The following is a 22367-nucleotide window of genomic DNA, read 5'->3' on the forward strand; positions in this document are numbered from 1 at the left end:
GGTCACTCCTTGGTGTGCGAAGCGGCGGCGGCCGCGAGCCCCATCGCGTCCAAGTCGCGCGCGGTGAAGCCGAGTTCGTCGGCCATCCTCATCTTCACCACGTCCAGGTCGTCAGTCGAGACCTGGATTTCGCGTGCCTTGGAGCCGTCGGAGGGGCCGACGATGTCCAGCTGGTGGAGGTAGTCCATCAGCGTCTCCGCCAGGGCGAAGCCGATGCGCAGCTTGCGCTGGAGCATCGACGTCGACCCGAACTGGGTGGACACGATCAGGTCGACGGCCTGGAGGACCAGGGCGCCGTCCAGGCCCTCGGGCAGCGCCGTCCCGGCCGGTTCGATGGGGGCGGTGCTGGGCTGCTGGGCGGCGGCCTCGCGGGCGATGTACCGGGTGTACTGCCCGGAGTCGTCCTTGATGGCCCTGCCGTCCTTGGCCCAGGTCTGGAGCCAGCCGCCGACCGTACGCGGCGCCGGGGTGGCGTCGTCGCCCAGAAGCTGTTTGAGCATGTCGTGCAGGGCCTTGGGCGTGTAGCCGGTTTCGCCGGCGGCGACCAGGAGCTCCCAGCCCTTCTCGCGCGGGTCGACCGGGCGGGCGGGGCGGGGGAGTGGTGCCGCCTGCGGGGCGGCGGCCGGAGCCGGCGCCGGGCCTGCGGGTACCGTGATCGGCCCGGCGGTCGGGTCGAGGGTGGCGTCGACGGCGGCGAACAGCTCCGCCGCGCCGCCGAAGCCCTCGAATCCCTGCGGCACCGAGGCGGCCGGGGCCACCGGGGTGGTGCCGGCCGCCTTGGGCGCGGCCGGGTCGGAGGCGAGCAGGGTGGAGGCGTCGATGATCTCCCCGGCGTTGTCGATGGCGTACTGCGCGGGCTCGGTGAGCTGCTGGCCCTTGTAGAGGTCGGGCAGCGTACGCGCCCACCGCTGCGGGTAGAACGCGCCGCTTTCCACCGAGGCGGACAGTTGGTCCAGCTTGGGCCGCCGTGCGGCGGTCGCGGCGCAGATCTTGTCGGTGAGCTCGTCGACCAGGCGCCACACCTTCATCGCGGTGGGCTTTTTGGGCCCGAGGCGGGTGTGCATCGTCCAGCCGGCGCCCGCGACGGGCGCGTCCTTCGGGTCGATCTTGATGTAGCCGGGGAAGAGGTAGGCGAGTTCTTCGGCGTCGGAGACGGTCATGCCCACGCGCCACTTCGCCTGGATCTTCATGGTGGCGGTGACGACGTCCTGTGTGGCGCGCAGGCCGCAGACGAGGTTGCGCACGCGCATGGCGCGGCCCTCTTCGGCGACCTTGTCCAGGCCCTCTTTGACGTCGAAGGGGAGGGAGGCGGTCTCGTCACAGATGATGACGATGCCGGGGATCTCGTGGGAGATCGGTAGCTTGTTGTCGGTCTTCTTCTCCCGCATGAGCTGCTGGTAGCCGGCCTTGCGGGCGGCGATGATCTCCCCGGCCATCTTGAGCATGAGCCGGGCTTCGTCCTCGGTGTGCGCGATCCAGTCGACGACCGGCGCGGAAGCGAGGCCCTCGGTGGCCCACGGGGTGATCCAGGGGAGGGCGACGCCGCCGCCGGTGATGTCGATGGCCCAGATCAGCGCGTCGGGCATCCGGGCGAGCTGGGCGGTGACGACGCGCAGCGTGTTCGTCTTGCCCGCGTCGGTCTCGCCGATGAGGATGCCGCAGTCGTTGCAGAGGCTGCCGAGCGCTTCCTGGCCGTTGCGGTGCAGACCGAAGGGGAACCGCTCGGTCAGGGTGAGTTCGGAGAAGTCCTCCGGGTAGTTGATGTCCTGGCTGATGACGTCCTTGAGGGTGACCTCGATCAGGATCGTGCCGCGGTTGGCGCCGGGGAAGATCTCGACACCGCAGCCGTCGGGCAGGCGCAGGTCGGCGGCGAACTTCGGTCCGTAGCCGTTGAGGTCGTCGACGTTCATACCGCCGGAGGGCAGGTCGATCTCGATGGTGTAGCCGACCTTCCCGGGCCAGTGTTGGACGTCCTTGCCGACGCAGTTATCCACCCGGGCGACGCGATTCATGCGGTCTTCCCAGTCGTGCAGGATGCCGACGGACTCGCGGCGCAGCTTGAGCAGCCGCTTGCGCTCGGAGCGGGTGGACTCCGAGCGGGTCGCGGACGCGTTCGCGGCGATGCCGACGGCGGCAAGTCCCAGGCTGGTCGCCCAGCCGGTGGAGGTCAGGGGCGCGGTCGCCAGCGCCCAGGACGCCCATCCGGCCGCGGTGACCCAGGACAGGGCGCGGGTGGTGAGGGTGCCGACCGTGGTGCCCTCGCGCAGGTCGTGGACGGTGCCGGCGGCGGCCGCGCCGGTGAGGGTGATGGCGGCGGTCTGCCAGGGCAGTCCGGTGATCGGGGCGAGCATCACCATCGAGGCGGTGGTCTCGCTGGCGTATCCGAGGAAGGTGGTGTGGCCGCTGGGCAGCGACCAGTCCCAGTGACGCATCGACATGGGAAGGTTCTCCGTCCTGGTCAGGAAGGCGGGGCGGGGGCAGCAACAAGGTGGATAGGCAGCAAGGGAGCCGGTGGCCGGCCCACGGGTTTGGGGGCGGCCACCGGCTCCTGGTGGTGCGGGTCGTGCAGGTTGGTGGGTCAGCGGGGGGTGTTCCACATGGACTCGGCGGCCGGGCCCTTGCGGGGGTTGGTGTTGTGGCTGATCTCCAGGCGGTGGTCCTCGAGGAACAGCTTCGCCGCCATGTCGGCGTCGTCTGCCGCCGCCCGGATCATCTGGACCAGCGTGCCGAGCTCGTCGGTGACTCGGTCGTCGACCGGGTACAGGTCGCGGGTGCGCTGGTGCAGGGCGTCGATCGCGTCGGCCAGGGCGTTGAGCCCGTAGCCGATGCCCTGGTATTCGGAGCCGACCTGCATCATGTGGACCGGGTCGAAGGTCCGGTAGAGCACGGCCATCAGGACGCACCCGGACTCGATCCGGCCGGGCTGGAACATCGCGGCCTCGGACGCGGACGACCCGTTCGGGGTGACGTTCCACATCCACTCGTTCGTCCTCGGAGCGACGATCCGCTCGATGTCGAAAGCGTGGGCGAAGCGGAACAGGACGACCGTGTTCTCCGCACGTGAGGCGGCGTTGACCATCCGCTGGTACGCCTCGGTCAGCTTGGCGAGGGCCCGCTTGGAGCACGGGTACTTCTGGTCCAAGTTGACGGCCATCTGCTGCACGGCCATCGCCGCGGCGCGGATGCCGTTGGGCAGGCCCGCGTACTCGGCGGCGACCTCCATCATGCTGGTCGGGCTGTAGCCGGTGTACGCGGAGTGCGTGGCGCGCATGGCCAGGGCGAACTTGGAGTTGTTGCCGTCCAGCACGCTGGTGCCGGCGGCGAGAGAGGGTCCGGTCATGGGGTCGGTGTCCTTCCGGGGGTCGTTGACGGTGAGGTTGAGCCGGTCCGCCTTGGCTTCCTTGTCGTGGCGGGTCTTGGAGCGGCGGAAGAAGAACCGCCAGATCCGTCCGGCGGTCCGGACGGGGAAGGCAAACCCGGCGAGCGGGTCGCGGTGCTTGGTGAGCAGGCGCCAGGTGCCCCACAGGATTCCCAGCGGCAGCGTGAGGAGCCCGGCGAGTCCGGCGAGGAACCCGGCTCCGGCGCAGCGGGCCCAGTGCCCGAGCTTGCGGGCGGCCGTGCGGCGCATCCGGTACAGGCGGCCCGATGCCGTACCGGCCTTGGTGCCGGAACCACTGGCGCCGCCGGACGTGCCGCCCTTGCCCTTCTTGGAGCGGCGCAGCTTGCCCGCCCAGCCGCGCATCTTCTGCATCGCGCGCCCGAGGCGGGACTTCGCCGGGGTGGTGGTGCCCTTGCCGCTGGAGCCGGAGCCCGACCCGGAGCCGGAGCCGCTGGAGCCGCCGGAGGAACCGGCGCTCCCGGAGCTGCCGGTGCCCGCGCCGCCGTTCTTGCGGCGCATCTTGTTGCCCCAGCCCTTGAGGGTCTGCCACGCCTTGCCGGTGTGAGACTGCTGACCGGCGCCGGCCTTCCCGCCGCCGCTGCTCCCGCCGGGGCCGTTCTTGCCGCCCCCGGTGCCCTTGGGGGTGTTGGCGGCGGGGCTGGTGGCTCTGCCGCCCAGGCCGCCCTTGCCGCGGCCTCCGCCCTTGCCGAGCAGACCGCCCAGGCCGCGTCCGTTCTTCCCGGCCCCGGACCCGCCGGTGCCGCCGCCGGCGGCGTGTCGGCCGCCGCCCGGGCGGCGTCCAGCGCCGCTCTCGGCGCTGTTCATCTTGCCGCCGGTGCCGTTCAACCGGCCGCCGCGACTGTTCATCCGGCCGCCGCCGGACCCGCCGCCGCCTGACCGGCCGCGACCTCCACCGCGCCCGAGCAAACCGCCCTTGCCCGCGCCCCCGCCGGCCCGGCCGGAGCCGCCTCCGGAGCGGTTCGCGGTGGCGGCTTTGCGGGCGGCGGAGACCTTCGAGCGCTTCTTGCGCCCGGCCAGCGCGGCAGCGGCGACAGCCACTCCGGCAGCGCCCGCGGCGATGAGTCCGGGCACTCCGGCGACGCCGTAGGCGATGCCCGTAGCGATTCCGGTTGCGTTCGTGCCGTGGACGAGAAGCGGCAGCGCCTGGGGGCGTCTGCGGCTGGTCTTCTTCTGCTCCGGAGCCGGGTCCGTGGTCTCCAAAGGCTCGGTGACGACGGTGTATTCGGCGGTGTGGGTGTCCTCGGTGGTGGTGCCGCCGGCGGTGGTGTCCGGGGGCGCGGTCGCGGTGTCTGCCACGACGAATCTCCTCACAATGTGTAGCGGAGAGGAGAGGCGAGGCGACGCGAGGTGAGGGCAGAGACCCTCCGGCACCCCCGGTTGGAGGGCGCAGCAGGGGGGCTGGGAGGGGGTCTTTCCCTCGCCTCGCCTCGCTTCGCCTCGCCTCGCCGCTACTTTCCGTAAACGGCGGGGTCAGGGTGCAAAAGGTGCCTTCCGGGCCGCTGGTGGGCCGGATCGTGCTGGGTGGAGCGGGTGAAGTGGTCGGTCTGGCGGCCGCGGCCGACCCCCGACAGCCACCCCGTCCGGCGGTGTGCCGGAGAGGCGCTGCGAGGGGCGACCGTGAGGGCCAGGAGGACCTTCGATCAGGTTCCGTTTTCAGGCCGCGGCCTGCTCCGGAGCCTCAGTGCCACCGCCCTTGAGCAGGTCGACGGCGCGGGTCTTGCGGTCCTGCGCGGAGCCGGTGGAGATGCCCAGCTCGTCGGCGATGACGCGGACGGTCACCGCGCTCTCGCCCCGGGCCTGGATCATCGCGACGACCCTCTGGACGTCCCAGTCGACCTGGTTCATGCGGGCCAGGGCGGCGGCTTCGACCGCGCGGGCCTCGTGCTCAGCAGCACGCGCCCGACGCTCCGCGGCCTCTTCGACCGCAGCCTCCTCGCGGGCCTTCGAGGCGGCGATTTCCTCGTTGGCGAGCTGCTCCTCCTTGGTCGCGTTCACCGTCGCGGCGCGGTGTTCAGCCTCCTTCCGCTCGTGTTCAGCAGCCTCTTCGAGGGCCTTCTTGGCCGCGGCTTCGGCCTCCGCCCGGCGCCGCTCCTGCTCCGCGATGCCGGCCTTGCGGGCGACCTCGTCGCGCTGAGCGCGGGCGGCGGCATCCGCCTGGATCCGGCGCTCGGCCTCGGTGGCCTCCGTGGCCATCTGCTGCTTCTCCAGACCCCAACTGGCCTGCACCTTCTCCCGCTCGATCTGGGCGAGGGTGCGGCGCTTCTCGGTCTCGTCGGCGAGCGCCTGCGCCTCGGCCGCTGCCTGGTCCTCAGCGAGCTTGAGCGCGTGCTGACGCTTGGCCTCACGGAGTTGAGCATCGGCTTCGGCGCGCTGAATCTCCGCCTGAGCCTCCCGTTCCGCTTCGGCCTTGGCGATCTTCAGCTGACCCTCGCCGCGGATCTTGTCGACCTCCGCCTGAATGCGAGCGGCTCCGAGTTGAACATCGGTCTTCACTCGCTGAATCTCGGCCTCGGCACGCTGAACGGCGGCCTGCGCCTCCCTCTCGATCCGCTTGGTCTCCTCCTCCAGCGGCACCGCGAGGGCACGCTCCACGCTGAACCCGAAGGGCGCCAACTTGAACGGCAACATCTCGTTCGCCGTCGCCGCCTTCCGCCAGCCCTGCTCGTTGCCGTCGTACCTCTGGCGCAGGCCCTCGCGGTAGATCCGCAGCTGCTGGTGCTGAGCGGCGACCTCCTTGTAGGGGAGGTTGTACAGCCGCATCCGGCGGGCCAGGCGGGGCGTGGTCAGCGGGGAGAGGAGCCACCGGGTCAGCGGGACCGACCCGAGCGGGGCTTCACCAGCCAGCAGGTCGGCCATCCGGCCGATGTAGTGGCGGGCGGCCTCCACCGCGATGACGAACAGCACCGGGATGACACCATGCATGGAGGCCGCGAGCGGGTCGGCCGTCCACGGCCCCCGGGGGGCAGCGGCGTTGAACGCCACCGTGGCGGCGGTCAGCCCGTGGGCTGCCCAGCGCAGGATCGGCAGCGGCATCCGCTTGCGCATCATGTAGAGGTCGAGCGCCAGGAGCACGAGGATGCCCGCGTCGATCCCGATGGGGAACGCGTAGGAGAAGAGGCCGAAGCCTTTGTCCTCCGCGAGGTTGCGCAGGGTGTCGTAAGAGCCGGTGAAGCCGATCCCGGCGAGCACCAGGCCGCCGACTCCGGCGATGACGGCGAGCAGCCGCATGGCGCGCGGGTCGTCGTCCGGCTCAGTGCCGGCCTCCGGGGCGTCGTCCAGCTTCAGCTGCTCCTGGTCGTCGTTGTGGTCGGGGTAGTCGGAGTGGTCGGCCGGGGCGGGGACGTCCCAGGAGTGCTGGTCATCGTCGCCGTCCGGGCGGATCACGTCGGGCTTGCGGAAGTCGACGGCGGTCATGTGGTGCTCTCCGGGTCGTCGGTCGGGATGAACGGTTCCAGGGCCAGGCCCACGCACAGCCGGACCGCGCCGAAGACGGCGAGGCCGACGGCCACGTGCAGACAGGTGGGCCACAGGCCGTTCGCGAACAGGTCGAACAAGGCCAGGACGGTGGCGACCACAGCGATGACCGTGGCCAGCAGCGCCGCGAAGGGGCTGTGTGCCACGTACGTGTCGTCCGTTGCCTTGTCGGGGGCCGGGGCTGCGGTAGTACTCACCGGGCACCCCCGCTGGTAGCGTTGGCCATGCGAATCGCTCCTTGTCAGCGGATCGCGAGAACAAAGGAGAGGCCCCCTCGCACGGGGCCTCTTTGCTTTGCCGAGCCGTTCCGGCTCTCCGACTCCGCCACGGCCTGATCGGTCGTGGCGGAGTGGGAGAACCGCCGGCCCCGGCCGGAGGTCGACTCCAGCCGGGGCCGCGGCGGTCAGTCGCGGTGCTCCTTGAGGTACTGGGCGAGCTGGATCTTCACGCTCGCCATGCCGGTGTAGGCGTTCATCGCCGCCCACACGCCATGGTTCTTCTCGGCTTCCTGGAGCAGCCCGTACGCCTCGCTGACCAGCTCGTCGGGTTCGGCGTCGATGCGGCGCAGCGGGCTGATCAAGCGGGCGAAGATCCCGGCCATGAAGGACTCCTTCGAGGTGTGGCTCCTGGACTGTCACCAGGAGCAGGGGGCCGATCAATGGGGCAGCCCGTGGTGTGGGCGGCCGATGTGCGGCGGTGCTGCGGGGCGGGCGGCGAGTTGGCCGGCGCTCCCGCCGGACGGGAAGCGGTCAGGCCGCGTTGCTGGCCTGATTGCCCACCGCCTGGCCCAGCCGCGTGGTGTAGCGGCCGGGCCAGGCGGATCAGGCAACCGGCAGGCCGGTCAGTTCCAGCGGGCGCGCTCGGCGTCGAGCCGCGCTCGATCCCCGCCCTCGTCTCCGCGATCAGGCGGTCAGACTTCGCGCGGATGCGGGCGACCTCCTCATCCACGGGCTGCAGCGACGGCCGGACTGACCCTCCGCGCGCTCGGCACCGGTCTGAATATGAGTAATGCGAGCATTGCGAGCCATCGGTGGCTCCTTCCTGGTCATGGCTGGGGTGGTCTCCGCCGCAGCGGCGGATGGATGTCATGGACTCGAAGGCCGGCCTCCCAGGCCGCGGTGGCCGCGAGGGCGGCAGCGTGGAGGACGGCCGCGGAGGCCGGCTGCCCAGACCGCGCCGCGTGAGGATGTACGCGGCGGTGACCTGAGCAGCCCTGGCTATCCCGCTGGTGCGGCGGCTACTCAGTTGCCGCAGCGCTTGCAACTCGACCCGGCCTCGTTCGACTCCCCGCACCTGTAGCAGTTCGTCTCCTCCGCGTGCGGGCACAGGCGGACGTCCTCGATGGCACCGACCGAGGCCAGGCGGGCACGCATCTCCGCGAGCGTGCGCGGCACTCGGCGGCCGGCGCGGGCCGCGTGGGTGTCGCCCTCGCGGACCATGCGCCGGAGCAGGTGGCCGAGCGCGGCTTCCGGGGTGGCGGCTTCGAGGCACCGGCAGCGCCACCAGCCGCACAGGGGGCAGGCGTCGTTCGCCGGAGGCTGGAGCTGTGCCAGCGGGAGCGCGCCGGACCGGGCCTCCGGCTCCATCTCGGGGCCCTCGTCGGTGTCCTTGCGTTCGATGTCGTCGATGACGTCGATGACGCCGCAGGTGGGGCGTGTCATGATGAGCGTGCTCACAGATGTTTCCTTTCGACAGGGTCGCTGTGTGCATGGCGCTCAGGGGCTCTGACCTCCCTGGGCGCCGCTGTGTCCGCGGAGCGGACATGGCCGTCTCCGCCCCGCAGCCGTTACCGGCGGCTACGGGGCGGCGGCGGCCATGCGGGCTCGCGGCTCAGGCGGCGGAGTGGTTGCGGGCGGAGTGGCGCTTCATCCGACGGCGCTCGTCCTCGGACAGGCCGCCCCACACCCCGTGCTGCACGTTGTTGTCTATGGCCCAGCGCAGGCACTGGTCGATGACCGGGCAGCGGCTGGTGCAGACGCCCTTCGCTTCCTCGATCTGCAGGAGCGCAGGGCCGGTGTTGCCGGTGGGGAAGAACAGCTCCGGGTCCGCGTCGCTGCAGGCGGCGTTCATGCGCCAGTTGCTGTTGACCGGCAGGTCGGCGGAGGGGCTGTGGGTGGTGCGGACGAAGGGTCGGTTCACGAGGGCCTCCCAAAGGGTCCGGTGCCGTTGGTCTGGCTGGTCGTACGAGCAGCCACGGCCCCGGCCTCCCCTCACGCGGGGTGGCCGGGGCCGTGGTCGTTCGTGCGCTGCGGATCTATCGGCTGAGCCGGTCGACCTTGTTCGCGAGCACGGTGATCGCGCTCATCAGGTCGGCGCGCTCGACGGGGTCCAGGTCCTGGTTGTACTGGCGGAGTGTGGCTTCCAGAGCGTCGTGGGCACGCTGGATGTCGGCCCGGCGAACCCGGTCGGCCGTCGATGCCCACTGAAGTTCGCGCAGCAGCCACAGGCCCTGCTCGTGGCGCTCGTCCAGCTTTTCCATCACCGTGAGGGCCGCGCGGCGGGCGGGCTCGGTGCGCTGCTTGTGCGCGACCAGGTGGGCGAGCTTGCCGCCGTCGGCGCACCGGGTGCGGCCGGACGGGGCGCAGACCGCGCAGCCCTTGCGGTGGGCCTCGTACATCCTGAGCGCGGCCTTGGCGTCCAGGAGCGGCGACAGGATGTGCATGACGGCCGGGGCGACCGCGACCTTCGGCTTCCGCGTGACGCGGTTCGAGCGGCGTCCGTCGGTCTCGGCGACGCCTTCTTCCAGGCGGCGGCGCCACCGTTCGACCTTCACGTCGATGACGACCAGGCGGTGGCTGCCGGGGCAGCGGACCGGGTCCTCGGTGCCGGCGGGCTCCGTGTGGTGCGGGACCAGCTTCGGCCGCGGCGTCTCGGGCTTGTTGATCGGCACCCAGGTCCGGCAGCTGGGGCAGACCAGCGAGATGCAGGCGGGGTCCAGGTCGTACTCGTGCGGCTGGAGGGTGGAAACAGCGAGCGCCGGAAGGTGGCTGACGGCACGGGACCGGGTCCGGCGAACTCGCTTCTGAGCGGTGCGCTCGATGGTCGAAGTAGGCATAGGGAGCTCCTCATGTGTGGAGTGACGGGGGATGCGTCGCGGGTGCTCTCTCCGCCCTCCAGGCGCACGGCGAGCCGGCGTCCTGCAGGACAGACAGCGCATCTGCGCTGCGACGGTTCACGCATCAGCCCTGGACGGAGGAGTTAGAGGTGCCTCGGACTCCGGCCACCGAAGTGGCGACTGGTGCGGCGTGCCAGTGCGTAGCCCATACCTAACGGAGCGTTAGAGCTATCGTTATCGCCTAGTAGAGACCATGCAGCGGTCCGGAGTCAATAGCGATAGCTCTATTCGTGTCGATCGGTTGTGCTGGATCATCGCCGCCTGATAGAGCTAGCCCTAGAATCAAGACCGAGCAGCACTTCGAAAGGGGGCTTCGATGCCCGTCTCGTACCGCGACATCGCCGCTGACCTGCGGCAGCAGATCAGCGAGGGGCGGTACATGCCGGGCGACAAGCTGCCGATGCTCACCGAACTCCAGGCGACCTATGGCGCTGGCTACCAAACCGTGCGCAGCGCCATCGCCCTTCTGGAGCAAGAGGGCCTCGTGATCGCGGTCCGCCGCAGGGGAACGATCGTCCGCGAGAGGCCGGAGAAGAAGCGCATCAGCCGGTCGCGTCAGGTCTTCCGCGACGGGATCGGCTACTACTTCGACCCGACCGCACAGCCCTGGGTGGCCCTGGAGACCCCCACCGTGCGCTGGGGCATCGTGCCGGTCGACCTCGCAGCCCTGATGGGCCTCAGTACCGGATCCGAAGTCCTTATCCGCGACCGCGTGATGGGTGATTCCGAGACCCGGAAGCCCAAGCAGCTGGCGACCAGTTATCTGCCGGCCGACCTGGCCCGAGGGACTCGCCTCGCCGAAGCCGACACCGGCCCCGGTGGCATCTACGACCGTCTCGAGCAAATGGGGCACCGACCTCTGCGCTGGAGCGAGGGCGTCTCGGCCCGCATGCCCTCCCCCGAAGAGGCCGAAGCCCTCAACCTGCCCGCCGACGTCGGCGTTCCCCTCCTGCGCGTCGTTCGTGTGACGACCTCCCCCGGCGGAGAGGTCGTTGAGCTCAACGACACCCGGATGAGCGCCGAAGAATTCGAGATCGGCTACAGCATCCGCCGGCACTCCAGCGCGCGCCTCCCGGATGTGGAGGACGACGAAGACGAGCACTGAGCACCACCTCCCTGACCGAACCCGACTGCGTGCAGTTCGGTTCTAGGCCCGGGGGAGCTGCAAGTTCCAGATCTGACATGTGGCCGGGCGAACTGGCCACATCAGCCGCAGGATTGGGGCAGGATGGCACAGAAACCAAGGGAGCTGACGCCCTGGGTGTCACCCTTACACAACTGGGGCTACGAGCTGCGTGAGCTGCGGAACCTGCGCGGCCTCAGCCTTCGCGCCCTGGCCAAGCGCGCCATGGTCGACCACTCCCACCTGGGCCGTTTCGAGCGGGCTGAACGCATGGCGACCCGTGAGCAAGCAGCCGCGCTGGACGGCGCGCTGGGCGCGAACGGCATGTTGCTCCGGCTGTGGGAGCGAATCGGTGACGAGCGTGGCCATGTGGCCAATCCGCCGGTTCATGTGGCCAAGTCGTCGGTGGACCTAGCTCTGGGGCTCCAGGACCAGGCAGCGTCAGACGGTGAGGGGATCTCGGTCCCGTGTCGTCTGAGGGATGGGTCGGTGGTCTGGGTGGCTCTGAATCGGCGTGCGCTGCTGCGCAGTGGAGTGGGGCTCGGGGCTGTGGCCGCCGTCGGCCTCGGTTCGCCGGCCATGGCGGACTCGGGTGCCGTGCCGGGTCTGGTGCGTAAGGCACGGGCCGCGTCGGCGTACGGGTCGACGCCGGTGGAACACCTTCGCCGCACCCGCCGTCTGCTGATCGACAACGACAACCTGCTCGGCCCCCGGCACGCCGTTGCCGCGGTACACGACCACATCCAGGTCATCCAGGAGCTCCGCCGGGACGCAACGGGGGTCGACCGGCGTGACCTGATGGAGCTGCAGACGCAGTACGGCGAGTTCCTCTCCTGGCTCTACCAGGACCTGGGCAACCCGAAAGCCGCGGCGTATTGGCTGGACCGGGCGATGCAGTGGTCGCAGACCGTCGGAGACGGCAACCTGACCACGTACGTCATGGCCCGCAAGGCCCAACTGGCCGGCGACACGGCGGACCTGGTCGACGTGGTCGACCTCGCCGAAGCCGCCCAGCGGATGGCGCGGCCGCGCAGTCGGCTCGCCGCCGTGGCGCGCACGTATGAGGCGTACGGGCACGCGCTGCGCGGTGACGCTGATGAGAGCGAGCGGGCGATCGACGACGTCCGCAACGCCCTCGATGGCGCCGCCGCCGACCCGACACCGTGGGGCGTGTGGCTGAACGCCTCGTACGTGGAGGTCCACCGTGCCCAGGGCCTGGAGGCTCTCGGCAAGCACGACCAGGCCGCAGACGCGTTCGCCGCCGCGATCCGGATGATGCCCGACGGCTACCACCGCGACCGAGGCGTCTACATGGCGCGGCAGGCCGTTGCACTGGCCGGCGCCCGTGCCCCGGAGCAGGCCGCCGCCATCGGGATGCACGCGCTGACCGTGGCGGAGGACACCGGCTCGGGCCGCATCACCAACGAGCTCGCCCGGCTCGACAAGGCCCTCATCCCCTGGCAGCGCGAGCCGGCCGTGTCCGAGTTCCGCGCCGCCTTCGACTCCACCCTCTTCCACGAGACCGAAACGGAAGCCTGAGCAGATGACTGCCCGCCCGTACGTTCTGCTGTCCGCCGCGATGTCGGTCGACGGCTACCTGGACGACACCAGCCCCGAGCGGCTGCTGCTCTCCAACGCTGACGACTTCGACCGCGTGGACGAGGTGCGCGCCTCCTGCGACGCGATCCTGATCGGCGCGACGACCATGCGGAAGGACAACCCGAGGCTGCTCGTCAACTCCGAGGAGCGCCGCGCGAAGCGGATCGCGGAGGGCTGGTCGGAGTACCCGCTGAAAGTGACGGTGACCGCCTCCGGCGACCTTGACGCTTCCCTGAAGTTCTGGCACCACGGAGGCCAGAAGCTTGTCTTCACGGTCGACTCCGCCGTCGACAAGGTGAAGGCGACGCTCGGAGACCTCGCGGACGTGGTCAGCGTCGGCCCCGAGCTCGACTGGGGCCTGGTCCTCGACGAGCTCGGCCGCCGTGGCGTAGGCCGACTCATGGTCGAGGGCGGCGGCACCATCCACACCCAGCTCATGGCCCAGAACCTGGCCGACGAAGTCCACCTCGCCGTCGCTCCGCTGCTGGTGGGACAGGCCGACGCCCCGAAGTTCCTGGGCGCCGCCCACTACCCGGGCGGGTCGACCGCCCGGATGCGGCTGCTGGAAGCCCGCGCGATCGGCGACGTCGTGCTGCTGCGCTACGCACCGAAGGAGCGCGGCTGATGTACACGCCCGACCGAAACCAGGACCTCCGCTGGATACAGCGCGCAATCGACCTCGCCGCGCTGTGCCCCCCGGCCGCCGGGGCCTACTCAGTAGGCGCGGTCATCGTGGGCGAGGACGGCACCGAGCTGGCGTCCGGCTACTCACGCGCGACCGGCCCCCGCGAGCACGCGGAGGAGGTCGCGCTCGCCAAACTCCCCAAGGACGACCTGCGGCTCGCCGGGGCGACGATCTACAGCACCCTGGAGCCCTGCTCCCAGCGCAGCGCCTCCCGCACGCCGTGCGCCCAGCGGATCCTCGAGGTCGGCATCCCGCGCGTCGTCATCGCCTGGCGCGAGCCGTCCCTGTTCGTCGACGACTGCGTCGGCTACGAGCAACTGGTGGAGGCCGGGGTGACCGTGGTGGAGCTGCCCGAGCTGGCGGCGGCCGCGAAGGCCGTCAACTCGCATCTGGGCGGGCTCGCGTGACTGGAAACAGCGCAAGCCCCAGGACCATGCCGGATCCCAAGGCTCTCGAGCGGGGCGAAGGCGGCGGGCAGTCGGGCGAACCCGCTGGGGTGCCGGCGGCCTCTGTGAGCAGCGAATGCTCGACCATGTAGTCGAAGGCCTGCGTGTGGCACAGCGCGGTGACGGCGTCGCTAAAGGCCGCCCGCCGGTCGACGAGCGTGCCATCCAGGTCGAGGGCCAGTCGCTGCACGTCAACGCCCTTACTCAGACGGCTTCCGGGTCTGGGCATGCCGCTGTAGTGACGACACGTGGCCCCCAGGGGCACACGGAGTACCGGCGGACCGGTACAGTGGCCTCCAAAGTTGATCAAAAGGAGAAGTGGCCCCGTCGACCGGCCTTGGACAAGCCGGGAGGGGCCACGTGGCCGAAGGACCTTGTAGGAGGGGTCCTAGGGCCTGCCGAGCACCCTTTTTGCCAGAAGGAAGGTGCCGACGTGATCAGGGTACCCGTACCCGCACGTACACACAGCACACCCCGCCGTGGGGTCAGCAGGCGTATGCACTGCTGGTCCGTCGACGGGGTGTTGGTGTTGTCCGTACGCACCCCTTCCACACCTCTGGTGAGGGGGCGGGGATGACGTAGATCGTCGGGGGCGGCGCCCGTATCGGGTCTTCTTGGCCGCCCCGGGCCGCTTAGCCAGGTGATTGGGAGTCACCTGAGCTCAGCGCCCATCTGCCACAGGAAGGGCTTGGGAGGCCCCTCCGAAGGGGTTGTTCGCCGATTGGGAGTCGGTCGAACAGTTCGAATCAGATTTCGCACCAGAAATCAGAAGCACCGCGAGGGGCTTCGTCATGCCGTGAGGCCGGAGCCTCACAACGGGAGCCATTGTGCATGACCTCTCGGCGGCCCGCCAGCTTTGGCATGCCCGCCCAACCCAGTTCGAGCCGTTCGAACGGCTAGATCGCCAACCTGGCGTGGCCAACATCACACTGTTCAGTGCCCTACTGCCCGGCTGCAGGGTGGGCCGGTGAGCGCGGCTGCGGCGATGGCCGCTGTCGGGGTCCAGGTGTCCCAGCCGCTCCGTCGGCGGACGCGTCTAGGTCCTGTTCCGACGCCGGTGCGGGGTCCGGGTCATCCGCTGGCGCTGGGGCGTGATGCCCGGGCGCGCCTTGGTGGCGCGGTGCGCGCGCTGCTGGATACGGACGGTCTGGACGGTGTGGTGGATGCCGTGCGGCTGGCTGTGATCGTGCTGGCGTCACGGACGCCGTCGGAGACGGGCGAGGTCGAGATCCGCACGGGCGAGCTGGCCCGGTGGCTCGGCCTGTCGAAGTCGTACGTCGCCTCGGTGGTCATCCCCGCGCTGCGCCGGTCGGGCCTGGTCAAGGTGGACACCAGGGAAGGGGAGGTCGGCGAGGACACAGGGCTGCGGTGCCGTGTGCTGCCGATGTGGGCCGCCCACGGGATGGTCGGCCACCCGCTGAACCTGACGAAGAAGGAGCTGGCGACCCTATTGCGGCTGCTGGAAGCCGTGATGGCGCCGGGCTGGACGCACCGGGACGGCCGGGTCACTCCGGCCGGGCTGGTCGGTGCGCGTACCGGTAGGGGCGCGGCGACGGACCGGCTGGCGCTGCTGCTGCTGGTGCTGGAGGCGGGGGAGACCGGGCGGGTGCGGCTGTGCGGCGGAACGGTGGACACCAAGCGCGGCCGGCTCGCGGCGACGGTGGCCCGACTGCTGGGCTGCACGATCTCGGCGGGGGAGCAAGTGCTGGAGCGCCTGGAGGAGCGGAACCTGGTGCGCCGGGTGCGTCTGCAGACGGCGTCCGGGCTGGCGCACCGGTCGCGGCTGATGGTGCCGGCGGTCGCCGCCGCACACGGCGGCACAGTCGCCGACGACGGCCAGGAGGACCGTGGGGAAGCCCTGGAGCCCGAGTTCTCAGACCCCGACGTTGCGGCAGGGCCTGTTCAGGCGCCGGATTTGGCAACGGAACCCCAGGTCAGCGGCGTGCTGGTGACGGATAAGACGGATGTTGCAGAGCCCGACGTTGCGGCAGCCCTTCACACTGACCACCCTCACCTGGTTACTCCCCTCGCTCCCCTGCAGCTCTCTGGTGGCTTTTCCGGCGAAGGCCGTGGGGCTGAAGGCCGTCGGCCGGAGCGCGCGTGCGTGCGCGAGAACCAGGCCGCCCGTGGCGAGGGCTCCGCACCGGCCACCGGGTCACCGGTGGCTGAGGGCGGCCCGCTTCGCGGGGAAAAGCCACATAACCCTCTTAGCCGTCACATTGTGGACAGTCGGGGGGCGGTGATCACCGTGCCTACTGATGCGGCTGGTGGTGCCAGGCAGCATCGCGGAGTGCCGCTGCTCCCACAGGGGCTGACGGAGGTGCTGGCGCCCGTTCGGGCACTGTGGCAGCGGCTGGAACGCGGCGGTGCACGGTCTCGGGTGGTCCAGGTGGTACGGGCGGAGGTCAACAGAGCGGCGTTCGTCGTCGGAGCTCAGGACGCGCCCCGAGTCGTAGCTGACCGGCTCGCTCGGCGGCTGGCGGCTCAAGGCGGCCCGGCTCGGGTGGCCGATCCGGTGGGCTGGCTGCTGGGTCGCGGCTTGCCCCGGCGACCCAGCTGTACGGACGTGCGCTGCGATGAGGGCACCCGCATGGACACCGGGACCGTGTGCGAGCTTTGTGAGGTCCTGATCGCAGACCGCCAAACCCTGCGTCAGGCAGCAGCCGCTGAGGTTGCCGCTGCGATGCCCGCAGCCTCCGCCAGCCTGCGGCGAGCAGAGATCGAGCGGCGCCTCGCACACATCACCGCCGAGCAGATCACCTGCACCCAACGACGCCACGACCGCGACGCCGTCGAGCGACAGCGCCGCGAGGCCGCACGAGCGCAGGCAAGCGCCGGCACGGTGGCCGCACATCACGCCCCTGTAGCGTCCCCATGTGCCGGCTGCCGGAGCCCGGAGGCCGATCCGGTCACCGGATTCTGCGCATCCTGCGAGGCCGACGCCAGGGAGCTGCTCCGACCGGAGATGGAGCCGTTGAACGCCGAGGGGCAGCGGTTGTTCCTGCGGCTGGTCGGCAAAGGCGACGAGCAGGACGGGCGCGCTCGGGCCTGGGCGTGCACGGTGCCGGCCTGCGGGCGTCGACAGGTCGGGGTTCCGGCCAGATCCGGCATGTGTGCTCCGTGCGAACGCAAGCAGTCCGGGCAGCCGTCCCCGCTCGTATCCTCGGCCGACGCGCCACCAAGTGCCGTACCTGCTTGAAGGGTTGGGCGTCTCTCTGGGGCTATGGTGTTCTTTCCCCCGGCCCAGCCGTACAGCCTGCGACGAGCCCGGCGGCCGCGGGGCGGCGGTAGGAGGGCGTCCCTGATGAGCATGCGGCTGCACCGTTCCAATCAATCCAAGCTGCTGCGCAGCACCGCAGCGGACCGGTGTGTGTACTGCGGAACCCCCATCGAGTGGTTCGACCGCTTCGATAACCAGCGCATCCCGCTGACGCCTGAGGTCCCTGCCTTGAGAGTGCCGGAACGCTTCCGGTGGCATGTACACAAGGGCGTGGCGTATGCGGGTACCGATCCGAGGGCTCGGGCGTATTGCCGCTTACCCCACCCGGCGGTGTGTCCGGCCCTGGACCACGAAGGGCTGCCGCCCGAGCTCGCCGACGTCGTGATGCGGCTGGGGGTGCGCATGCACACCCGCATCGCGCGCGGCGACTTCGTGCCGGCCCTCCTCCCGGTGGCTGAGGAACAGGTCAGCGAACCAGAGCCCGAAGATGCCGATCCGCCCGAGGGGACCCGGCACATCATCGCCTACTCCAACATCCTGCGGCTGGGCCCTTGCCGGATCGAAGACATCCAGTGCATCGCCACTGCCGAGGACGGCCAGCGGTGCCCCAACGAGATCCTGGTGCTGGAAGACGGAATCTGGGAACAGATGGACATCCCCTACGCTCCCGGACGGGAGGGCCAGGCCCTGCTGTCCCGCTCGGACGGCAAGATGTGGGTCTGGTCGCTGAAAGTGGACTACGCCACGGTGACCCGCTGGCTCAAGCAGCGTTGCACCAGCCACGATCCTCAGGCCTCCACCGCGCCCGATGACCGCCCTCACGAGTGGGTGGCGTTCCACCCACTGCGGCACGCGGACTACATCGTCACCGAGCGCCCCGATGGCTATGACCTGCCGCCGCCGGATGGCATCACCGTCCACGACGGCCCCACGAAGCGGCAGCAGTGCGCCGCACCGGCATGCTTCAACGCGACCGTCTCCCCCGTGGCCGAGGGGTGGCTGTGCTGGCGGTGCGCCAAAGTCGCCAAACAGCGGCAGAGGACCCACCGCCGGTGGCAAGGGGCCAGCTACGGCCGCTGACCGCTGATTTTCCGCCAAAAGGATCAATTGCTCCATACAGGGGAGCCGCACGGTGGAAGCGTTGAATCGGCGCGGGATGAGCCCATGCTGAGACACACACGCGGGCGGGCCGTATGAGCGTGGAGCAGTACAACGAAGACGAGGACTGGGGCGATCCCCTCGAATACCTGCCGTCGCCCTGGCCGGAACTGGACCCGCACCTGCACCTGCACGCAGGGCACCTCATCGGCATCGGGGCTCTTCCCGGCACCAAGGAGGCCCGGGCCGGCCACTCCCTGGCCCAGCACACCGCCGCACGGGGGGTGCGAACAGTCCTGTTCTCCCCTCACGCAGTCCCATCCGAGCCATCGACACCGCTGCTCCATATCCAGCGACGGCGCGATCTCCACCCGGACGCCGTCGAAGACGTCGTCCGCGCCTTCACCCCCACGCAGCACCCCGTGGGCCTGGTCGTCATCGACTGCTTCCAACTGATGCACGCCAACGACACCGACGGGCCGGTGTCCACCCCCGAACAAGCAGCCGAGGTCGGCCGGCGCTTGAAAATCCTTGCCTTCAACACCGACTACCACCAACCGCCGATCGTGGTGATGAGCCACCTCCGCACGCCACCGGCCGGCCGGTCCCCGCTCGATCTGTCCTACCTCGGTCTGGCAGCGGAGCTGGAGTACGACGCCGACACCCTCCTGCTCCTGCACCGCACCGGCCCCGACAACGTCGACGTCCTCATCGCCAAGGACCGGCACGGACCGGCTCCCTCCAAGACCTCGCTCACCTGGTGAACCAAGCCCCATGGACGACACCGCACCACCAACCAGCCAGATCCCCCGGCCGGCCACTCCACCGCAGGACCTCAAGGCGGAGCAGGCACTCCTCGGCGCCATGCTCCTGTCCACAGACGCCATTGCCGAGACAGTCGAACTCCTGGAACCGGCTGACTTCTACCGGCCCACCCACGAACACATCTACCTCATTATCCTCGACCTTTATGCAGACGAACAACCGGTCGACGCAATCACCGTTACAGCGGAACTCAGAAAACGGAAATCCAAGAAACCCGCTGACCCCGGATACCTCCACACTCTGGCCAATTCCGCGGCACGGCCCAGCGCATACACCAAACTCGCCCAGCGCATCCGTAACGCCGCCGTCCTGCGACGCCTATGGGGTGTAGCCCACGACACCGGGGTACTGGCCGTCACCACACCACTGGAACACGCAGAAGACGCCCTCACCCGCGCCCAGTCCGACATGCTCGCAATCCGAAGCCGCCCCACGACCGCGCCGCCGGACGACAGCCTCTTCCTCAGCGACATCATGGAAGGAGCCCTGGACGAATTCGAAGCGATCGACTCACGCGAGGGGTGGATCGGCGTGCCTACCGGCTTCACCGACCTCGACTTGCTGACCAACGGCCTACGTCCCGGCCAACTCATCGTGATCGCCAGCCGCCCGGCCGTAGGCAAATCCACACTCGCACTGGACATCGTTCGCACGTGCTCCATACGCGACAACCGACCGGCCGTCCTGTTCTCCCTGGAAGCCGGTAACAAGGAGATCGCCACCCGCATCACCTCAGCCGAATGCCACGTCGCGCTGCACCACCTCCGCGGCGGCGGCATGACCGACGACGACTGGACCCGGCTGGCCAGGCGGATGCCGAACATCACACGAGCGCCGCTGCTCATCGACGACTCCCCGCGTCTGACCATGTCAGAGATCTATGCCAAGAGCCGACGCCTGCGAGCCCACCACAAAATCGAACTTATCGCCATCGACCCACTGCACCTGCTGCCCTACGGCACTCGTCCCTTCGCCTCCCGTTATGAAGAGGTCAACGAGATCTCCCGCATGCTCAAGTCCATGGCGAAGGACCTGCAAATTCCCGTGATCGCCGTATCAGAACTCAACCGCGGACCGGAAACCCGCACTGACAGAAAACCGCTCATCCACGACCTGAGGGATTCGGGAACCCTCGAAGAAAACGCGGACCTCGTCATCCTCCTGCACCGCGAAGACGCCTACGAAAAGGAATCGCCCCGTGCCGGCGAGGCCGACCTCATTGTTGCCAAACACCGCAGCGGCCCCACTGCCACCATCACCGTTGCCTTCCAGGGGCACTATGCACGCTTCGTCGACTTTGCCCGACCGCCCACATGCACGGGTGACACTGAAGAGAAGTCATCCCCAGACTCAACCACCGCCCCGGACACAGGTGTCTGAACACAACCAGACACCGCAGCCTTCCCGCCCCCCGGTCACCGCGAATGGAGACACAGCCGTGCACGACATCTACACCCGAGCAACGGCCATCTTCGGCAAAGCCAGCGGCGGCGGAATCCGCTGGCCCTACGGGGTCGCCGACCCGTGCCGCAGCAACTACCCCAAGCCCGAAGACGCCGAACGCTACGAAGAAGTGCTGCGCAGCCGCCGTGCCGCCCAGCAGCTTGTGGTCGAGTGGGCGGGAAAATACGGGCTCAAGACCAGCGACTCCGGCTGCTGCCCTCAATGGCTTCAGCGCCGTGCCAGCCGCCGCTGCATGTCGGACGCCTGCACCCATTACGGGAGCAGCACCAGCGCGCCGGATCACGGGTGGCTGGACCACATGACCGCGTGGCTTCAAAACGGCAAGCCAGTAGCGATCACCTCTGCCCCGTACAGCATCTCCAAGGACGACGAGCAACGCTTCGCATGGTGGCAGCAGCATGACCCACGCCTGCGCGTGGCCAGCGGCACCGGCTGGTACGGGTTCGGCACCACCCAGATCATTGTCTGGCGTTCCGATCTCGTCACCACCATGGAACCGGCCTGACTCCAGACGACTCGCCCTCCCGCCACGTCCAAGCGGCGGCAACTGGCGAGCGCCTGCCGCCGACCGCGCATGTACGCCGTCGACGGCACGGAACCTGCGACAGCCCGGCGGGCCGCCGGGCGCTGGAGTAGGGGGCTGGGCCGGGCCTGGCCGATCGCACCGCCGACGAGTGGCTGCGCGGCCAGCTCCTGGCCGCGCACTTCACCCCCGTGCCCTCGACGTTCATGACGACTGGCATGGGGCTCGGCATCCGTGCTCGCCTTCGCCGCACTCCAGGCCGTGGAGCAGGCGCTGCCGAAGTACCGCAGCAGCGCGCTGCGGCAGCTGGGTCGGACCGAGGCAGCCGAAGCCGAGGCGCGCCGGGCGTACAAGACCGAGCAGGGACGGCGCTGGTTCAAGCACAACCCGAACGGCGCAGACGCCGTCGCCGCCGCGACGAAGGCCGCCGACACCGCCCGGAAGCGCACTGCGCAGTACCTGATGGCAACGCGGCTGGAGCAGCTGCGCGAGCAGGCCGCCGTCCGGACCGAGTCGGCAGCGGTCGCGCTGTGGACGGACCGGCTGTCCGAGCTCGCCGCGCGCCCGTAGGAGAGCGACGCCCACCGGAGCGGTAATTGCGTGAGTGCCAAGAACGGCGCCCCCAGACGAAGAAGCCGAAGCGGCACACCGGCACCGCCGTACAGTGGGACGGGCACGAGCCCCTCGGACTCGGTGCGGCGATCGGCAGCCATCGCCGACCAGGGCGGCTGGGCCCGCCACTCCCGCTCCGGCTCGGCTATATGCAGATCAACGACGGCTGGGACGACAACGCGGCTGACGGGCTGATGTAGGCGGCAGCTGGCGACGCAGGCCCGGGATCGCTCGCTACGCTCCGGCGTCGGTCTCCCGGGGGCCCTGCTCGGCCCGGGCGGCGGACTCGTCTTCTCCTGCAGGGTGTCCTCCGGGCGCGCGGTCAGCCCGGTTCCGGCGGTGACGGCTGATGGCGGTTTCGGCACCCGGCGTTTCTGGTGCCGAAACCGCCTCCTTCCGCCAGTGGGCGAGGTTGTTCCGGGTGGTGAGGGTGTCGGGGTGGTCTTCACCCAGCACCTGCTCCTGGGCGGCCAACAGGTCTGCGTAAGCCGCAGCGGCCCCGGCCACATCCCCCGCCTTCCCCCGCCAGTGGGCGAGGTTGTTCCTGGTGGCGAGGGTGGCGGGGTGGTCTTCACCCAGCACCCGCACCCGGTCGGCCAGCAGGTCGGCGAAGGCGTCCGCGGCCCCGGCCACATCCCCCCCGCGCCCGCGCGTCATGGCGAGGTTGTTCCTGGTGGTGAGGGTGGCGGGGTGGTCTTCACCCAGCACCTGCTCCTGGGCGGCCAACAGGTCTGCGTAAGCCGCAGCGGCCCCGGCCACATCCCCCGCCTTCCCCCGCCAGAG

General features: G+C 70.0%; 20 protein-coding genes. 11 read left to right on the forward strand and 9 right to left on the reverse strand.

Annotated features, from left to right (window positions below):
* Positions 1-2 precede the first annotated feature (2 nt).
* The 8 genes from ACH4B3_RS31675 to ACH4B3_RS31710 form a co-directional block, all read right to left on the reverse strand.
* Positions 3-2432: a DNA translocase FtsK gene (locus tag ACH4B3_RS31675; RefSeq protein WP_398468823.1), complete on the reverse strand. Its 2430-nt coding sequence runs from the start codon at positions 2430-2432 to the stop codon at positions 3-5.
* Positions 2433-2578: 146 nt separating this feature from the next.
* Positions 2579-4696, reverse strand: coding sequence for a hypothetical protein (locus tag ACH4B3_RS31680; protein ID WP_398468761.1), 2118 nt, complete (start codon positions 4694-4696; stop codon positions 2579-2581).
* A gap of 357 nt (positions 4697-5053) precedes the next feature.
* Positions 5054-6814, reverse strand: a complete 1761-nt coding sequence (locus ACH4B3_RS31685; protein WP_398468763.1) for a DUF2637 domain-containing protein — start codon at positions 6812-6814, stop codon at positions 5054-5056.
* A complete protein-coding gene (locus tag ACH4B3_RS31690) occupies positions 6811-7071 on the reverse strand; it encodes a hypothetical protein (protein WP_398468765.1) in 261 nt (86 codons plus the stop codon). Before ACH4B3_RS31690 ends, ACH4B3_RS31685 begins: the two co-directional genes overlap by 4 nt.
* Before the next feature lie 206 nt (positions 7072-7277).
* On the reverse strand, positions 7278-7475 hold the full coding sequence (locus ACH4B3_RS31695; protein ID WP_398468766.1) for a hypothetical protein: 198 nt from the start codon (positions 7473-7475) through the stop codon (positions 7278-7280).
* 640 nt (positions 7476-8115) lie between these two features.
* Positions 8116-8550, reverse strand: a complete 435-nt coding sequence (locus ACH4B3_RS31700; protein WP_398468768.1) for a hypothetical protein — start codon at positions 8548-8550, stop codon at positions 8116-8118.
* A gap of 154 nt (positions 8551-8704) precedes the next feature.
* Positions 8705-8944 (reverse strand): WhiB family transcriptional regulator, encoded by a 240-nt coding sequence (locus tag ACH4B3_RS31705; RefSeq protein ID WP_398468825.1) that lies wholly within the window; start codon positions 8942-8944, stop codon positions 8705-8707.
* A 184-nt stretch (positions 8945-9128) separates the two neighbouring features.
* Positions 9129-9929 carry a hypothetical protein gene (locus ACH4B3_RS31710; RefSeq protein ID WP_398468770.1) on the reverse strand — a complete coding sequence of 267 codons (801 nt, stop codon included), beginning with the start codon at positions 9927-9929 and terminating at the stop codon, positions 9129-9131.
* A 376-nt stretch (positions 9930-10305) separates the two neighbouring features.
* Between ACH4B3_RS31710 and ACH4B3_RS31715 the strand changes: the two genes are divergently transcribed.
* From ACH4B3_RS31715 to ACH4B3_RS31765, 11 genes are all read left to right on the forward strand, one after another.
* Positions 10306-11094 (forward strand): GntR family transcriptional regulator, encoded by a 789-nt coding sequence (locus ACH4B3_RS31715; RefSeq protein ID WP_398468772.1) that lies wholly within the window; start codon positions 10306-10308, stop codon positions 11092-11094.
* 123 nt (positions 11095-11217) lie between these two features.
* Positions 11218-12651: a helix-turn-helix domain-containing protein gene (locus ACH4B3_RS31720; RefSeq protein WP_398468774.1), complete on the forward strand. Its 1434-nt coding sequence runs from the start codon at positions 11218-11220 to the stop codon at positions 12649-12651.
* A gap of 4 nt (positions 12652-12655) precedes the next feature.
* Positions 12656-13336 (forward strand): RibD family protein, encoded by a 681-nt coding sequence (locus tag ACH4B3_RS31725; protein WP_398468776.1) that lies wholly within the window; start codon positions 12656-12658, stop codon positions 13334-13336.
* Positions 13336-13803: a deaminase gene (locus ACH4B3_RS31730; RefSeq protein ID WP_398468778.1), complete on the forward strand. Its 468-nt coding sequence runs from the start codon at positions 13336-13338 to the stop codon at positions 13801-13803. Before ACH4B3_RS31725 ends, ACH4B3_RS31730 begins: the two co-directional genes overlap by 1 nt.
* 1159 nt (positions 13804-14962) lie before the next feature.
* Positions 14963-17041, forward strand: a complete 2079-nt coding sequence (locus ACH4B3_RS31735) for a hypothetical protein (RefSeq protein WP_398468780.1) — start codon at positions 14963-14965, stop codon at positions 17039-17041.
* Between the two features lie 105 nt (positions 17042-17146).
* Positions 17147-18142: a DUF6083 domain-containing protein gene (locus tag ACH4B3_RS31740; RefSeq protein WP_398468782.1), complete on the forward strand. Its 996-nt coding sequence runs from the start codon at positions 17147-17149 to the stop codon at positions 18140-18142.
* Between the two features lie 113 nt (positions 18143-18255).
* Positions 18256-18924, forward strand: a complete 669-nt coding sequence (locus ACH4B3_RS31745; RefSeq protein WP_398468784.1) for a DnaB-like helicase C-terminal domain-containing protein — start codon at positions 18256-18258, stop codon at positions 18922-18924.
* A gap of 10 nt (positions 18925-18934) precedes the next feature.
* Entirely contained in the window at positions 18935-20365 is a 1431-nt protein-coding gene (gene dnaB, locus ACH4B3_RS31750) for a replicative DNA helicase (RefSeq protein WP_398468786.1), read from the forward strand.
* Between the two features lie 58 nt (positions 20366-20423).
* A complete protein-coding gene (locus ACH4B3_RS31755) occupies positions 20424-20954 on the forward strand; it encodes a hypothetical protein (protein WP_398468788.1) in 531 nt (176 codons plus the stop codon).
* A gap of 252 nt (positions 20955-21206) precedes the next feature.
* Positions 21207-21542, forward strand: a complete 336-nt coding sequence (locus tag ACH4B3_RS31760; RefSeq protein WP_398468790.1) for a hypothetical protein — start codon at positions 21207-21209, stop codon at positions 21540-21542.
* Positions 21543-21568: 26 nt separating this feature from the next.
* The gene (locus ACH4B3_RS31765; RefSeq protein ID WP_398468792.1) at positions 21569-21784 is read left to right on the forward strand and encodes a hypothetical protein; all 216 of its coding nucleotides are present in this window, start codon (positions 21569-21571) and stop codon (positions 21782-21784) included.
* Between the two features lie 34 nt (positions 21785-21818).
* On the opposite strand, the gene ACH4B3_RS31770 is transcribed toward ACH4B3_RS31765, so the two are convergent.
* Positions 21819-22367 (reverse strand): tetratricopeptide repeat protein (locus ACH4B3_RS31770; RefSeq protein ID WP_398468793.1); only part of this gene is annotated, 549 nt, incomplete at its 5' end.

This window comes from Streptomyces sp. NPDC018031, from assembly GCF_044327625.1.
In the GTDB taxonomy this organism is placed as follows: Bacteria; Actinomycetota; Actinomycetes; order Streptomycetales; family Streptomycetaceae; genus Streptomyces.

What these genes read in the sequence shown, in the direction of transcription:
- ACH4B3_RS31675 (WP_398468823.1), bottom strand. Translation starts at nt 2,432, where the DNA reads ATGCGTCACTGGGACTGGTCGCTGCCCAGCGGCCACACCACCTTCCTC.
- ACH4B3_RS31685 (WP_398468763.1), bottom strand. Translation starts at nt 6,814, where the DNA reads ATGACCGCCGTCGACTTCCGCAAGCCCGACGTGATCCGCCCGGACGGC.
- ACH4B3_RS31695 (WP_398468766.1), bottom strand. Translation starts at nt 7,475, where the DNA reads ATGGCCGGGATCTTCGCCCGCTTGATCAGCCCGCTGCGCCGCATCGAC.
- ACH4B3_RS31705 (WP_398468825.1), bottom strand. Translation starts at nt 8,944, where the DNA reads ATGAACGCCGCCTGCAGCGACGCGGACCCGGAGCTGTTCTTCCCCACC.
- ACH4B3_RS31710 (WP_398468770.1), bottom strand. Translation starts at nt 9,929, where the DNA reads ATGCCTACTTCGACCATCGAGCGCACCGCTCAGAAGCGAGTTCGCCGG.
- ACH4B3_RS31715 (WP_398468772.1), top strand. Translation starts at nt 10,306, where the DNA reads ATGCCCGTCTCGTACCGCGACATCGCCGCTGACCTGCGGCAGCAGATC.
- ACH4B3_RS31720 (WP_398468774.1), top strand. Translation starts at nt 11,218, where the DNA reads ATGGCACAGAAACCAAGGGAGCTGACGCCCTGGGTGTCACCCTTACAC.
- ACH4B3_RS31725 (WP_398468776.1), top strand. Translation starts at nt 12,656, where the DNA reads ATGACTGCCCGCCCGTACGTTCTGCTGTCCGCCGCGATGTCGGTCGAC.
- ACH4B3_RS31730 (WP_398468778.1), top strand. Translation starts at nt 13,336, where the DNA reads ATGTACACGCCCGACCGAAACCAGGACCTCCGCTGGATACAGCGCGCA.
- ACH4B3_RS31740 (WP_398468782.1), top strand. Translation starts at nt 17,147, where the DNA reads ATGAGCATGCGGCTGCACCGTTCCAATCAATCCAAGCTGCTGCGCAGC.
- ACH4B3_RS31745 (WP_398468784.1), top strand. Translation starts at nt 18,256, where the DNA reads ATGAGCGTGGAGCAGTACAACGAAGACGAGGACTGGGGCGATCCCCTC.
- dnaB (WP_398468786.1), top strand. Translation starts at nt 18,935, where the DNA reads ATGGACGACACCGCACCACCAACCAGCCAGATCCCCCGGCCGGCCACT.